Origin of the sequence: Metabacillus schmidteae, assembly GCF_903166545.1 — a bacterium.
Classification (GTDB): Bacteria; Bacillota; Bacilli; order Bacillales; family Bacillaceae; genus Metabacillus; species Metabacillus schmidteae.
This window is the reverse complement of record NZ_CAESCH010000001.1, coordinates 2,994,524-3,009,893: the sequence shown is the minus strand read 5'-3', so window position 1 is coordinate 3,009,893 and position 15,370 is coordinate 2,994,524. Positions and strand designations below refer to the sequence as shown.

Sequence of the window (15,370 nt, the reverse complement as noted above, 5' to 3'; positions counted from 1 at the left end):
GATGCTACGAAACAGAGAGATTCAAATTTTTCTACTAGCGTTACTTTTTATTACGATAGTATCTACTGTGGTTACGTACTTTCTTATTTCGGGCGTAGAGGCAGCTTTATTGGTTTTTCTAACCTCCGTTCTGCTCATTACCTGTAGCCTACTTTTTACAAAATGGAGATACCGTGAAATTGAAATGCTGTCGGGATATTTACGTAAAATCTCAAGTGGTGACTATACACTTGATCTTCGTGATAATTATGAAGGTGAACTTAGTATTTTAAAAAGTGATATTTATAAAGTAACGTTAATGCTATCTGAGCATCGTTCACTGTTACAGCAGGATAAAGTGAAGTTAACGAATGCCATTTCAGATATCTCGCACCAACTTAAAACCCCATTAACATCGATGATGGTGATGGCTGATCTTTTAGGTGACGCAAAGCTTGATGAAGGAAAACGAGAAGAGTTCACCAATAACATACGAGTTCAGCTAGAAAGAATTGATTGGCTTGTAACTTCTTTATTAAAACTCTCGAAAATTGACGCTGGAACGGTTCCTTTTAAAAAAGACACGATCTTTATTTCCGAGTTAATTGAAAGGGCTATTCAACCTGTTTTAATCCCGATGGATATTAAGCAGCAAACTATAGAGGTAATAGGCGATCAAGAAGTATCGTTTATTGGTGACTTCAACTGGACAGCTGAGGCGATACTCAATATTTTGAAAAACAGTGTGGAGCATACACAGCAAGGCGGAAAGTTGACCATATCGTTTACTGAAAACGCATTATTTACCGAGATACTTCTTACTGATAATGGCAAGGGAATTCTAAAGGAAGAATTGCCTTATCTATTCAAACGGTTTTACAAAGGAAAAAATGCTGGTGAAGATAGCGTTGGAATTGGCCTTGCAATGTCATATAGCATCATCAAAAGTCAGCAAGGTGATATTGAAGTGAAAACTGAAGTTGGAAAAGGAACACAATTTATTATTAAATTTTATAAACAGGTTATTTAAAGGGGCAACGGACCTGACCGCCTGTCCCATTAATGTGAATAAATTGTCACTTTGCTAGTCACTTTATTGTCATATTAGACAGATAAACTAAATGTAAGATTGATATATGGAGGAAAAAGATAATGAATATTTTACAAATTGAAAATCTGTCTAAGGTATATGGCAAGAGTGATACAGCGGTTAAAGCACTTGATAATGTTTCATTTTCAGTGAAAAAAGGGGAGTTTGTTGCGATTATTGGTCCTTCAGGTTCAGGGAAGTCGACGCTGCTACATCTTCTTGGAGGTGTTGATCGACCTTCAAGCGGGAAGGTTTTCATTAATTCAACAGATATTTATGACCTGGATGAAACGCAACTTGCAATTTTTAGAAGAAGACAAATCGGACTTATTTATCAGTTTTACAATTTGATTCCGATTTTAACAGTAGAGGAAAATATTACTCTCCCAATGCTGCTGGATGAGCATAAAGTCGATCCAGTGCAAATGAAAAACATCGTCACAACATTAGGATTAGAACATCGATTAACTCATTTACCTAACCAGCTTTCTGGTGGTCAGCAACAGCGCGTTTCAATCGGACGGGCTCTTATCAGTAATCCGGCCATTATGTTAGCAGATGAACCAACTGGCAATTTAGATAGTAAGAACAGTGCGGAGATTATTGAGCTTTTAAAAATGTTCAATAAAACGTTTAACCAGACACTGATCGTTATTACACATGATGAACGTATTGCTCTACAAGCGGATCGTGTCATTTCCATTGAAGATGGAAGGGTTGCTAAGGATGAGGTGATCCGTCCATGAACATTATCAACAAACTTACGATTCGACATCTTAAAGAAAATAAACGAAGAACACTCGTAACCATTATAGGTGTAATCATATCGGTTGCCATGATTACAGCGGTTGCAACACTAGGTGTATCGTTTTTGAACTTAACGGTTCGCGAGAATATCGCACAAAATGGTGAATGGCATGTTAAATATAAGGACGTAAATAAAGAACAACTAAAAGCCATTGAAAAGGATCATGAAACTGAAAAGATCATGCTATCAAAAGACGTTGGATATGCATACTTACCAGATTCTGAAAATGATAGTAAGCCCTATTTGTTTATAAAAAAATATGACACAACTGCATTCAAGCAATTTCCGATTGAGGTATCGGAAGGACGTCTACCTCATGCTGAAAACGAGGTAGTGATTTCTAATGAGATTGAAAAAAATGCGAAAGTAAAGTATGAAATTGGTGACAAGCTTACTCTTGATATTGGAACTCGTGTTAGTAACAATCAAGAAGAGGGACTAGATCAATCGTATGGTTTAACAATAGATGAAAATGGAGTAGCGGAAGATCTCAAGATTCAATCAACAGAAACCTTTACCATCGTTGGTAAGATTAAACGACCAAAATGGGAGCCTTCATGGGCACCAGGCTATACAATCATAAGCTATATCGATAAAAGTGTAGTAAGCAATGATGAAAAAGTAGATGCAGTCGTTGATGTAAAAAAGGTGAAAAGGTCACTATTTAAGCATGCGGAAGAACTTGCTAAACAACATAATATAAACATTGAAACAATTAGTTATAATACGGAATTACTTCGATTTTATGGCGTAACGAAAAATGAAAACTTATTTACCACATTGTTCACACTTTTGGGAATCATCATGCTTGTTATTATTGTTGGTTCAGTGGCACTCATTTATAATGCATTTGCGATAAGTGTTTCTGAACGTTCTAGACATTTGGGAATGCTCTCGAGTGTTGGTGCTACGAAAAAACAAAAACGTAATTCTGTATTTTTTGAAGGGTTCATCATCGGAGCCATTAGTATTCCTCTTGGCTTACTTTCTGGAATTGGTGGTATGATGGTCACATTTGCCTTTATTAATGCGTATCTACACGATGCACTTAATACATCGGTAAATCTAGAGGTCATTGTGACGCCAGCTTCTATAATGGTCGCTTGTATTGTTTCTGTCGTAACGATTTTCATCTCAACGTTTTACCCTGCTAAAAGAGCTTCAAAAGTGTCAGCAATCGATGCAATTCGTCAAACGCAGGATGTGAAATTAACGCAAAAAGCAGTGAAAACGTCTAAGTTTGTTCGCCGTTTGTTCGGGATAGAAGCTGAAATAGGTCTTAAAAACTTAAAACGAAATAAACGCAGATATCAAGCAACTGTGTTTTCATTGGTTATAAGTATTGTCTTATTTTTAGCGGTTTCATTTTTCACAGACAATATTAAAAAATCACTAGAGCTAGCTCAAGGCGATGTTAGCTACGATATCCAGGTTCATGGATCCGGGATAAGCATAGAGGAACTAAGACCGCTTAGAAACATTGACTATGTTACGGATTCAACATTGCTAAATGAAGTGAATGTGAATGCGATGATCGATGTAAAAATGGCATCAAAAGAAGTACGTGACTTCGTGAAAGAGGACAATTCTAGTCTTAAGGACGGAAAATATCCTTATTACGCAACGATTCATGCACTAGATACTGATAGTTTTCAAGAATATGCAAATCGAATTGGAGCAGATCGTGACATACTGGAAAATGTCGATCAGCCTAGTGCGATTGTTATAGAAAAAACATCATATGAAGATCCCGAAACCGGTAAAATCATTGTATCAAAAACGATTTTTAGCGAAGTTGGTCAGATGCTTGATTTAGTTACGATGGATTATGAAGGTAATGGAAATCAGGAATTTTTAAATATGGTAAAAATTGCTGGATTAACAGACCAAGTTCCAATGGGCGTCCAAACAGCAAGCGTCGGTGGAATTGATCTTATTGTCACACAAAAAACGCTCGACAAACTAATCGGAACAAATAAGCAGCTAAAAAGTGAAGTTCAACCATATTTGTATATGAATTCATCTGACCCAATTGGCACACAGAAAGTATTGGATGATGCACTATCATCAAATATGTATGCTTATAACGTATATGAAAGAAGACAAGAACAAGAGCAAATGGTCCTTTTGTTGTCAGTCTTCACATACGGATTTATCACATTAATCTCGTTAATATCTATAGCCAATATTTTTAATACCATCTCAACAAGCATTGCCCTCCGTAAACGAGAATTCGCTATGCTACGTTCAGTAGGGATGACACCAAAAGGCTTCAATAAAATGATAAACTACGAGAGTATCTTTTATGGAATGAAAGCACTAACATACGGAATCCCCATTAGCGGAATCATCATGTATTTGATGTACCTTGGACTACGCCAAACGTTTGAATACGGGTTTGCGATCCCATGGATGAGTGTGGCATTTGTCATTGTCATTATGTTCATCATTGTTGGATTGTCTATGCTTTACTCGATTCAAAAAATTAAAAAAGAGAACATCATTGATGGGTTGAAACAAGAGAGTATTTGATTTTTGTCTGAAAATATGAAAGGAAATGGAGCTTGGTAAAAAGAATAGCGTTTATTTCTGTGGCAGCTTTGATAGCATGATTGGGGCAAGCAAGTTGGATGGTAGGCTCTTTATAATGTTGGTGAACAATAAAAGCGAGGAAAATAAAGGCTTTACTGTCGTTCATAAGGCGGATGAACGACAAAAGCTAGGAGAAACACCGTGACGGTTCGTATGTTTCAAAAAGTTTACCAAAGGAAACAGTGGATCCGTCCCCGTGTTTTTCACCCTGAGTAAAGTTACTATAAATTTTATAGTAAGTAACTTATTTATTATTATATCAAAAATATTTCAGTACTATTAAAGGAATAGCGTTACATTTTATACTAAAAATAGAACTTTGTTAATTTAATACAATAATACAAGGAGGATAATGAAAAAAAAAGTTGGCTTTATCGGTTTAGGTACAATGGGTCTTCCAATGGCTGGTCATTTATTAAAAAATGGCTATAAGTTGTTGCGTATAATCGTACGAAAAATAAAGCTGAAGTCCTTGAAAAAGAAGGCGCATTCATTGTATCCTCACCTGAAGAAGTTGTGAAAAAAAGCGAAATTGTTTTTACTATGCTAACTGCGGATCAGGCTGTTGAAGAGGTTATTTTAGGTGAAAAAGGTATTATTAAAGGAGCACACCCTGGCTTAATTGTTATCGATAGCAGTACAATTTCGCCGAATACAACTAAGAAAATAGCAGAAACCTTTTAATCGAGGGTATTGAAATGTTAGATGCACCTGTTACAGGCAGTGAACCTCAAGCAATTGAAGGTATTCTAACTTTTATGGTTGGAGGAAAGAAAGAAATTTATGAAAAGTGTGAGCCTCTATTTTATATAATGGGGAAACAAGCTTATTATATGGGGGAAACTGGATCAGGTTCATATACAAAACTAGCTAATAATACGATGGGTGCTATTAATTTATTGTCTTTCTCAGAAGCCATAACGATGGCAGCAAAATCTGGGGTCGATCCTGAGCTATTTATTAAAGTCGTCAGTGGTGGTGGTGCTAGTAGCGGAATGATGGTAAATAAAGGCCCGAAAGTATTGAACAGAGATTTCTCTCCTAACTTTAAGACTGATCTTATTTATAAAGATTTAGGATTAGCAGCTAATGTTGCAAAAGAACTTGAACTACCTACCCCAGTATTATCCTTAGTAAAAGAAATGTTTCAAATGGCAAGAGCTAAAGGATATGGGGGCGAAGATATGAGTGCAGTAATAAAATTGTATGAAGAATTAGCAGGAATCGAAGTAAAAATGAATTAAAGTTTTGTAAAAGTAAATATCTCTCTTGATCTTTTACATAAAAATAAAAGGTATTCACCGATTGTGCTCAGTCTTATCAATAGAAATAGAATCATTTTTTAGGTAACTCGTCCTTCCTCTTGAAACAAATTTTCATAAACTAAAAATCATAGCAGGAGTGATTCAAAATGAAATATCGTCGTTTAGGGAATAGTGGGTTAAAAGTTAGTGAAATTGGACTTGGTAGCTGGCTAACTTATGGAGAAACAGTAGGGAACCAAAACGCTATTGATTGTATTCATCAGGCTTATGAGCTTGGTATTAATTTTTTTGACACTGCAAACGCATACAATCGAGGCGAGGCTGAAAAAGTGGTTGGTGAAGCCCTTAAATCTTATTCTAGAGAAAGCTATGTGCTTGCAACAAAAGTGTTTTTTCCTATGGGAGATGGTCCGAATGATCGAGGTCTTTCACGAAAGCACATCATGGAGCAATGCGATGCTAGCTTAAAACGATTAGGTGTTGATTATCTTGATCTTTATCAATGTCATAGATTTGATGAAGAAACACCAACAGAAGAAACATTACGTGCATTAGATGATTTAGTTCAGCAAGGAAAAATCTTATATTACGGTGTTAGTGAATGGACAGCAGCACAGATTACGGATGCTGTACATATAACAAAGGAAAAAAATCTACGACCACTCGTTTCAAATCAACCAATCTATAACATGCTTGTACGCTATATCGAAAAAGAGGTTTTACCAGTTTCTGAAAAAGAAGGGATTGGACAAGTTGTCTTTTCACCTTTAGCCCAAGGAATTCTTACTGGTAAATATAAACCAGGTCAGGATATCCCTTCCAACACTCGTGCAGCCAATGACAACATCAATCGTTGGATTAAAAGCTACTTAAATGATGATGTTTTAGGACGAGTTGCCCGCTTGGAAGGAATTGCAAATGATTTAGGAATTAAATTATCCCAATTAGCCGTTGCCTGGATATTAAGACAGCCTGGTGTTAGTTCTGCAATTGTCGGAGCAAGCCGACCGGAACAGGTAATTGAAAATGCGAAAGCCGCTGAAGTTGAACTTTCTAATGATGTATTAACTGAAATCGAAGCCATTTTAAGAGAAATTGATGGATTTGTACCTATTTGGTAAAAGGGTGAACCAACTGGCTTTCATTCAAGTTGTGGCTTCTTTTTGAAAAATAAATTAGGTTTACATTAACTATTATATATTAGGAGTGGTGATTCAATGGAATATCGCTATCTAGGGAAAACAGGTTTACAAGTAAGTGAGCTTTGTCTTGGGACGATGACATTAGGTCGTGAAACGAGTGAAAAAGATAGTTTCAGTATATTAGACCGTTATGCTGAAGAAGGCGGAAATTTTATAGATACTGCTGATGTCTATACTCGTGGTGTTTCTGAAGAAATCGTCGGTAAGTGGCTAAACAACCAAAATCGTGATGATTATGTTGTTGCAACAAAGGTTCGTTTCCCTATGGGGGAAGGGCCGAATGATGTTGGGCTAAGCAGAAAACATATTATCTCTGGTGTTAAAGAAAGTCTACGCCGACTTGGAACCGATTACATCGATCTTTATCAGGTTCACGCATGGGATCCTCGAACACCTTTAGAAGAAACGTTAAGTACATTAAATGATCTAGTTCGTGAAGGCCTTGTTCGATACATTGGAGCAAGTAACTTTAAAGGCTGGCAGCTTCAAAAAGCAATAGACTTAAGTCACCAAAAAGGGTGGGAACAGTTTGTTTGCTTACAACCTCAATATAATTTGCTATGTCGCGCTACCGAGTACGAATTAATTGATGTTTGTGAAAATGAGGGTCTGGGCGTGATCCCATGGAGTCCGCTTCGCGGAGGATGGTTAAGTGGTAAGTTTACACGAGACATGGTCAAGCCACCAGAAAATTCTCGGATATCTGTTGCTGAAGAAAAAGGCTATAGTGAGACATGGGATAAGTACAATAACGATTTCACATGGAATTTGTTAGATACGTTATATAGTGTTGCAGATGAAGCGGGTAAGACTCCAGCTCAGGCAGCAATCAACTGGCTTCTAAACAGCCGCGGTGTTACGGCCCCAATTATCGGAGCACGTACAATGGAACAACTTGAAGCTAACTTAGGTTCTGCTGGATGGTCTTTAACAAATGATCAACTAGAACGTTTAAATAAAGCGAGTGAATTGTTTGTTAGCTATCCTTATGATATCGATGCAATAAATCAGCGCACGAAAGGTAGAGAGTAGAGGTTAGATCTGCCCCAATAAAATAAGATATTCCTTTTACAATTATTTCTTTTCATTGCATTATGTACCTATCAAACTGCTAGAGTAATTAAATGGTTGTAATTAGAATTTAGTTAGACCCTGACCACCAGTAGACGAATTATTAGTTTATAAGAAGAGGACCCTCATTGAACTAATCTTTGAGGTTCCCTTCTTTTTTATCCTTTTTTCTCTCAGTTATACAAAATAAGTTATTTATAGGGGATCTGTATATAATATTAATGAATTATTAGAAAATAACAATGGAGAAAGTATATGTCCATATGATACCCGGAATCTTAAAATTTTATATTGGTAAAGAAAGAATATCTCGATTTTCATTACAAGATGTAAGAAACTGTTTCTGTATTTCTTCGCCCTTTTTGGACATTATAAATGCGAGGTGATGGAAATGGCGACTGCAAAAATTGGTGATGTAATTTCTTTTAAACGCGAGGGTGAAACCTTTGAAGGAGTCGTATCAGGGATCAGGGAAAATTCTGTTATGGTCGATTACGGCATGTCAAAAGAAAAAAATGAACCGCTTAAAACTATTGTGAATCATAAAAATTACAAATTAAAAAAATCGAACGGTTGATCTTATTATTTTTAATATCAATAAATTTTTAAACTTAATTACCTTAAGGATCCAATTAGTAGAAGAGAGTAATGAACATACCCCTTTTATTTTTGAGGATATTTTTTGCATTAACTTAAATCTTTTTACTTGAAAAGATTTCTAGAAGAGAATCATATTATTCCTTGAAGTAAGTCATTATCAAAGACTTGAATTTTCGTGTTGTTTTTATAGTAAAATAAAATACTTAAAAATAGAGCTCATGAGTCGATAAAACTCATGAGCTCTACTTTTTATTCCATAATTTATATATTAGTTATTAGTATAGAGGAGACAACCATGAAACTTAATAAAAATGTATCAGATAAAGTAAAGACATTTTGTTTATCCAATAAAAAGTTTAATGGTAAAGTATATTGCTTTGAGCATCAGAAGATCATAAGTTAAGTTGCATTCTTTGAACCTGAAAAACTATTTAACGACAACCACCTCTTTAAATATTTGACCTAGAACTTTCAAATGTTTTGGGTTTTATCCTTTTTATTTTCCTATTTTATTAAGGGACGGTAATTCTATGGTGCTATTAAATTTGTAAGAATATAGAACTAACTTTATGTGATCACAATGAATAGAAGAATAATGAGCAGGAAGCAGCAGCACCAAGCAAAAATGAGTAATCTTTAAAAAGAGGTGTGAAATGAACAGTAAAAGTAGATCTTCTAATGCTCAGGTGGGAAAACTAAATTTCTGGGGGAAGTATGCTCACCGAATACAAGAGGATAAAAAGGAATGGATATACGAACAGTATTTGAGTAATGACGTTTTATACATATATTGTGATACTTCTATTGCTACTGAAAAAGGCAAGGGTGCTATAGCATGCACGTATGTAATGAATGGCAAGATTATTGTTAAAAGCCAACTTGTATATCTCCCTAATAAAATGAAAAGTTCTAATATATACGGAGAATTAAAGGCTCTTAATTTTGCACTTAGCCATTTTCATAAATACATCGGTACAGGAAGTGAGGTTGTTATTTATTCTGACGTAAGTACGATAGGATTCATAATGGAAGACGTATTTGAACTTAAAGAAGATGAATTAGAGAAAATAAAAAAAGAGACCCATCGAATGTATCTACAAATCATACAGTCTAATGTTAATTTAAATCTATCTATTAAGTATTTGGTTAAAGATTTACAAACTCACAATTCATTTTATAAATCAGCTCATAATACTGCAAGAAAGCTTCTAAATAAAGATTAAATGTACTATTATCTTTTTCGAAAAAAACTACTTTTCACCATAATGCTAAAAAAAGCTCCATATTAGTGTTCTTTATTTTGTTCAGAAGCATCTCCGCTCTAGTTCAAAGTAACTTTCAATTGTAGATTTTAGTAAACACCTTAATCGCTAAAGTATTCGGTTCAAACACCTTCACCATTCTAAGTCCCTTGTTAATTTTGTGTGAGAAAATATAATGTTTATTTTTATTATTTCTATTGAAAAATGGGATACACAGTCCATTTTTTAATACACTCCCTAGAGTCCTCATATTCTTAGTGATTTCCCTTTATCTTAGTACTATATCACTGGTTTTATTATGTTTAATATGTGATTTATTTCCTGGTTACAAAAAGCTATGTAAGTAAAAAGTTTCGATTACATTTACATTTATATGAAATTATCCACTTAAATGGATAAATATGTTATATGTAATAAGTGTGACATTTCGATCAAAGACGAATATAAAACGATACTAACTCATTAGCCATGATTATACATAAAAAACCAGGAAGTGAGGGATGATGACGACTTGAAAGTATTAGAAACAAAGACATTAATAGAATCAATGGAAGATAGGGCGAAAGTGTACACAGATTTTCGCGATAAAATTGACACATTAAAAAAAGAATTTACAGATATTACACAGTTGGATGATGCCTTACAAGGTAAAGGGGCAGACGCCATAAAAGGGTTTTATCAGGCGCAAATAGATGTAGCAGATAGCCTGCTTCGTCTTGTTGACATGCAAATTGCTTTTCTAAATGGTGTATCAGGAGCTATAGCGGATATTGATTTATCAGGTGACACAGTGGTAGACGTCAACTTTCTAGAAACTGATCTATCTATCCATGCTTCGAACCATATCGCAATGGTAGAGAGCCAACGGGAAGATCTACAGAAAATTATTGATGGAATTGACGATATTGTTAATCTCGAAGCATTTTCTGCTGATGATTTCAATACCGCAATGGATGATGCTAAGAAAAAGCGAGAAAACACCGTCAAAGATGTTGATGCATTGGATCAACAATTACTTGAGGAATACAAGTTATCAGAAAATGCAGAATTCCATATTGGGGCTCTTTTCCAAAAACTGTTAGAAGCAACAGCACAAGGTAACGCCATTTCTCCAATCAACTTCGATGCTCAAGCATACAAAGCGAGTGAAGCCTATCAACTTTCAGATGAGGTCCAGCAATACGCAGACGACTACCTTTCTTTTAAAGAAGATCAGGAAAAAATTAGAGAAGAGTTAAAAAAGGCAGAAGAACTAGAAAACCGTCCGATATACGAAAAAGCATGGGATACTGTCAAAACGTTCACTGGAGAAGCAACTGGGTATTATGATTTTCTCCGTGCAAAAGATGGTGTTGACCCCGTTACCGGAGAAGAACTAACAGATGGTCAACGAGTAGCCGCTGGCGCCATGGCCACCGCAGGATTCATACCGATTGTCGGTTGGGGAGGAAGACTCTTCAAAGGTGGAAGTGCAATTTACAAAACCGCCAAAGGAATGAACAGTGCCGAACAAGCACTAAGTGTTTACAAAACAACCAGCACATTTTCAAATCTCCAAAAAGCAGAACTTGGAATCTACGGCCTGGCATCCGCAAACGGACTTAGTGAATATATCACAGGGAAAGATATGTTTGGCAATGAACTAACAGATGTTCAAAGACAAGCGAGTTTATATAATAGTATCCTAGGTGCTTCTTTGGTCGCTTCACCATTCGTGCCAACTTTAGTGAAAAATGGTAAACTAGTAAAAGAAGAAACACTTAACCAGATGCATAAGCTAGCGACAAATACGAAAGCTAGTGCGCGGTATGTTTATGATGAAGTAAGAGGTGGCATGCGGGTTCTTTTTGGAAATCAGAATATGAATTTAGCGTATGCTGGGGCAGATGGGGTAAAACCGATACTATCTAATGTGATGAATTCTCAGGAAGTTAAAAAGAGGATTGAAGAGGCTGTTTCGAGGTTTTCTTTTGGGAAGAATTTGAGTGGTAGTGATGGTTCAGGAGATGCAGTAGGGGTTATTGCTAAGGGTACGGGTAAAGAAGTTCGAATTCCATCAGTTAGAAATAATCAATTTAATATGTGGTTTGATAAATTATCAGTTGAGGAATTTGAGGAAATGTGGAATGTTCCACATTTGAGAAGTAAGATAGAAGATAGGATAAGACGTCCAGGAGGATACCATGAGTGGCATCTTGTTGCAAGAACCCCAAAATTTAAACATTGGGGTATTAGTATGGACGTTATAAAAGAAATGAGATCTTTAACTAAAGATGTTGAATTTGTAAATCCTCCCGGCCGTCATGGAAGTCGAGGTTCAACAAAAGCTCATAATGAAATTTTAAAGATTATAGATTCTGCTACTGATTATGAAAGTTTTGTTAGAGGATTAAATGAATGGGCAAGCAATAGAATGAAAAATGGAGTTATGGATTTACCAGAAGGTCTAAGGAGGTAATATAATGAAAAACGATGTTTCTTTGTGGTTGGGCTGGTTTAATAATTATGATGAAGTCGAAAAATATACTGAAATTAAATATGATGAAGATGGAGATAGTATACCATCAGTTTTTGAAAGAGAATTTAAATTAGGCTATTATGATAGAGGCTTAATTGAAAAAGATTGGATATCGGATGCTGAAGATAATGTAAAGAAGCTCCTGGTCGATTTTTCATATGATGACCAATTAATAAAGCAGTTTAATAATATTATGTTAAACTCTAAATACAATACTATCATTTTACTTTATAACTACAACTATGAAAAAGATGGTAGAGCTGTGAATTCTGTAGATAAAAATGCATATAAATTGGATTTTATTGGTACAGCAGAATATATAGATTAAATTGTTATACTATATTGAGCACTATAAAGCACTTGATTGTTCGAAAGACATCAGGTGCTTTTTGTATTGAATTTTTCTACTTTTAATTAATGGGTTATTACACCCAAACTTACTATATAGTGGTAGCCTTGCTGCGTTTAATTGACATGCAAATTGCTTTTATAAATGGAGTGTCCGGAGTAATATCGGATGTTGATTTACCCGTGACACAGTGGTAGACGTCAACTTTCTTGAAAGTGATTTATCTATCCATGCTTCTAACCATATCGCAATGGTGGAAAGCCAACGGCAGGATCTACAGAAAATTTTTGATGGAATTGAAGATATCGTTAATCTCGAAGCTTTTTCAAAAGATGATTTCAATACCGCAATGTAAGATACAAAGAAAAAGCGAGAAAACACCATCAAGGATGTTGATGCATTGGATCAGCAATTACTTGAAGAATACAAGGTATCAGAAAGTGCAGAATTCCATATTGGTGCTCTTTTCCAACAACTGTTAGAAGCAACTGCACAAGGAAACACAATTTCTCCAATCAACTTTGATGCTCAAGCATACAAAGCGAGTGAAGCCTATCAACTTTCAGATGAGGTCCAGCAATACGCAGACGACTACCTTTCTTTTAAAGAAGATCAGGAAAAAATTAGAGAAGAGTTAAAAAAGGCAGAAGAACTAGAGAACCGTCCGATATACGAAAAAGCATGGGATACTGTTAAAACCTTCACGGGAGAAGCAACAGGGTATTATGATTTTCTCCGTGCAAAAGATGGTGTTGACCCCGTTACCGGAGAAGAACTAACAGATGGTCAACGAGTAGCCGCTGGCGCCATGGCCACCGCAGGATTCATACCGATAGTCGGCTGGGGAGGGAGACTCTTCAAAGGTGGAAGTGCAATCTACAAAACCGCCAAAGGAATGAACACCGCCGAACAAGCACTAAGTGTTTACAAAACAACCAGCACATTTTCAAATCTCCAAAAAGCAGAACTTGGAATCTACGGCCTGGCATCCGCAAACGGACTTAGTGAATATATCACAGGGAAAGATATGTTTGGCAATGAGCTAACGGACGTACAAAGACAATCGAGTTTATTTAATAGTATCCTAGGAGCTTCTTTAGTCGCTTCACCATTCGTGCCAGCACTCGTAAAAAATGGTAAACTAGTAAAAGAGGAAACACTTAACCAGATGCATAAATTAGCGACAAAAACGAAGTCTGGTGCGGTGTATGTATTTGATGAAGTTAGAGGTGGCATGCAGGTTCTTTTTGGAAATCAGAATATGAATTTTGCGTATGCTGGGGCAGCAGATGGGATAAAACCAATTCTATTTAATGTGATGAATTCTCAGGAGATTAAAAGAGGGTTGAAGAGGCTGTATCGAGGTTTTCTTTTGGGAAGAATTTGGGTGGTAGTAAAGGTACAGGTGAAAATGTAAGGGATGTTATTACTAAGGGTGCTGTTGAAGAAAGTAAAATTGATATTGGTAAAACTGATATAGATTCCTAAGGAAAAAATGGAATGTTCCAGAAACTGAAACAGTTGCAGTTGGAAGAACTGATATAAAAGGATTAGAAGATTTGACTTTTGAAGGTGGTTCACCGAAAGTACGAAAAGAAGCAGGATTACCTGATTTAGATGAAATAATGCCTGAAAGGAATATTAAAGCCCCAGGGAATAACCCTTTGTTCACTAGGCATGCAGAGGAAGGGGTACTAAATGAATTTGATTTGGCAGTAATCAAGAAAGGAATAAAATCAGAAGATGTAGTTGGAACTTTAAAACTTCATCAATCAAATCCTTCTGGGGTTTGTAGAAAGTGTTATCAGGGACTAGCGAACGATAAGGTTCCACCTGGTGTGTTAAAGCAGTTAAGTTTAAAATATCCTAATCTAATAATTGAAGTAACTTCGGAAATTGATGAAAGTATTAAAGTAACTGGTAGACTTAATTTAAAGATAAAAAATGGAAAGTATATTGATTAGTTGGGGGTAAATTATGGATAATACTTACTTCAGTAATTTAACAGAGGACGCTAAAGTAATATTTTTTCTTGGGCTTTCAGAAAAAGTTTTGTCAGTATTTTCTCATAAGGAAGATCAATTTTTAGCCCAGGAAGTTATATATAAATGTTGGGATTGGGTAAAAAATAAAGAAAATATAGGAGAATTCCTTTATGAATTATTGGACAACGAGGAAAATGGTATAACTATCATCCAAGAGATGTCAGATAATGAAGTAGATGACAATGCTTGGAACTGTATTATTGACGCTGTTGCTTACACTAGTAGAAAAGCATATGAAAAAGAAGGTGTTAAATATTATCCGGAACCAATTGCTTTAGTTGATGATACATTAGTTGACCATTTTACAGATTGTTTTGAAAAGTGCATAGAGGATACGAACAGTTATATTCAAAAAATAATTTCAGTATTGAATGATTATGAAAATGGTAATTTTGTGGGAGATTTGCGAACAGAACTTTTAAGGAAGCTACAATTAAAAAAATAACCATTTCTCTATTTTTATGAACTTTTATATATTTGAGTTATCTAATTAGAAAAGGTAATGTATATATAGTTTCAAGAAATCTTAATGTATAGAAGAAGCGCTTGATTCCATTTAGGAAACAAGCGCTTTTGTTTACTTAAGAAG

General features: G+C 35.5%; 13 protein-coding genes and 1 pseudogene. All 14 read left to right on the top strand.

The genetic code is table 11. From position 1 onward, the window contains the following. The first annotated feature begins 1 nt into the window (after window position 1). The 14 genes and pseudogenes from HWV59_RS14535 to HWV59_RS14465 all read left to right on the top strand — a co-directional run bounded on the left by HWV59_RS14535 (window position 2) and on the right by HWV59_RS14465 (window position 15,226). Window positions 2–1,009 (top strand): sensor histidine kinase, encoded by a 1,008-nt coding sequence (locus HWV59_RS14535; RefSeq protein ID WP_175639275.1) that lies wholly within the window; start codon window positions 2–4, stop codon window positions 1,007–1,009. Between the two features lie 122 nt (window positions 1,010–1,131). Then, window positions 1,132–1,815 carry an ABC transporter ATP-binding protein gene (locus HWV59_RS14530; protein WP_175639274.1) on the top strand — a complete coding sequence of 228 codons (684 nt, stop codon included), beginning with the start codon at window positions 1,132–1,134 and terminating at the stop codon, window positions 1,813–1,815. Continuing rightward, window positions 1,812–4,409, top strand: coding sequence for an FtsX-like permease family protein (locus HWV59_RS14525; protein WP_175639273.1), 2,598 nt, complete (start codon window positions 1,812–1,814; stop codon window positions 4,407–4,409). The genes HWV59_RS14530 and HWV59_RS14525 overlap by 4 nt, the downstream gene beginning before the upstream one ends. Before the next feature lie 412 nt (window positions 4,410–4,821). Further along, a pseudogene (locus tag HWV59_RS14515) lies at window positions 4,822–5,153 on the top strand (NAD(P)-binding domain-containing protein). Next, window positions 5,153–5,713 carry an NAD(P)-dependent oxidoreductase gene (locus tag HWV59_RS14510; protein WP_407941635.1) on the top strand — a complete coding sequence of 187 codons (561 nt, stop codon included), beginning with the start codon at window positions 5,153–5,155 and terminating at the stop codon, window positions 5,711–5,713. Before HWV59_RS14515 ends, HWV59_RS14510 begins: the two are co-directional and overlap by 1 nt. A 167-nt stretch (window positions 5,714–5,880) precedes the next feature. Next, a complete protein-coding gene (locus HWV59_RS14505) occupies window positions 5,881–6,855 on the top strand; it encodes an aldo/keto reductase family protein (RefSeq protein ID WP_175639270.1) in 975 nt (324 codons plus the stop codon). A 96-nt stretch (window positions 6,856–6,951) separates the two neighbouring features. Continuing rightward, entirely contained in the window at window positions 6,952–7,968 is a 1,017-nt protein-coding gene (locus HWV59_RS14500) for an aldo/keto reductase (RefSeq protein WP_175639269.1), read from the top strand. Between the two features lie 430 nt (window positions 7,969–8,398). After that, window positions 8,399–8,584: a DUF2187 family protein gene (locus tag HWV59_RS14495; RefSeq protein ID WP_175639268.1), complete on the top strand. Its 186-nt coding sequence runs from the start codon at window positions 8,399–8,401 to the stop codon at window positions 8,582–8,584. Between the two features lie 676 nt (window positions 8,585–9,260). Beyond that, window positions 9,261–9,830, top strand: a complete 570-nt coding sequence (locus HWV59_RS14490) for an RNase H family protein (RefSeq protein WP_175639267.1) — start codon at window positions 9,261–9,263, stop codon at window positions 9,828–9,830. Window positions 9,831–10,380: 550 nt separating this feature from the next. Then, on the top strand, window positions 10,381–12,327 hold the full coding sequence (locus HWV59_RS14485; protein WP_175639266.1) for a ribonuclease YeeF family protein: 1,947 nt from the start codon (window positions 10,381–10,383) through the stop codon (window positions 12,325–12,327). 4 nt (window positions 12,328–12,331) lie between these two features. Further along, a complete protein-coding gene (locus HWV59_RS14480) occupies window positions 12,332–12,715 on the top strand; it encodes an immunity 22 family protein (protein ID WP_175639265.1) in 384 nt (127 codons plus the stop codon). Between the two features lie 421 nt (window positions 12,716–13,136). Next, the gene (locus HWV59_RS14475) at window positions 13,137–14,153 is read left to right on the top strand and encodes a pre-toxin TG domain-containing protein (protein WP_175639264.1); all 1,017 of its coding nucleotides are present in this window, start codon (window positions 13,137–13,139) and stop codon (window positions 14,151–14,153) included. A gap of 142 nt (window positions 14,154–14,295) precedes the next feature. Next, entirely contained in the window at window positions 14,296–14,700 is a 405-nt protein-coding gene (locus HWV59_RS14470; RefSeq protein ID WP_235991742.1) for a hypothetical protein, read from the top strand. 13 nt (window positions 14,701–14,713) lie between these two features. Next, the gene (locus tag HWV59_RS14465; RefSeq protein WP_175639263.1) at window positions 14,714–15,226 is read left to right on the top strand and encodes an Imm6 family immunity protein; all 513 of its coding nucleotides are present in this window, start codon (window positions 14,714–14,716) and stop codon (window positions 15,224–15,226) included. Window positions 15,227–15,370: the final 144 nt, after the last annotated feature.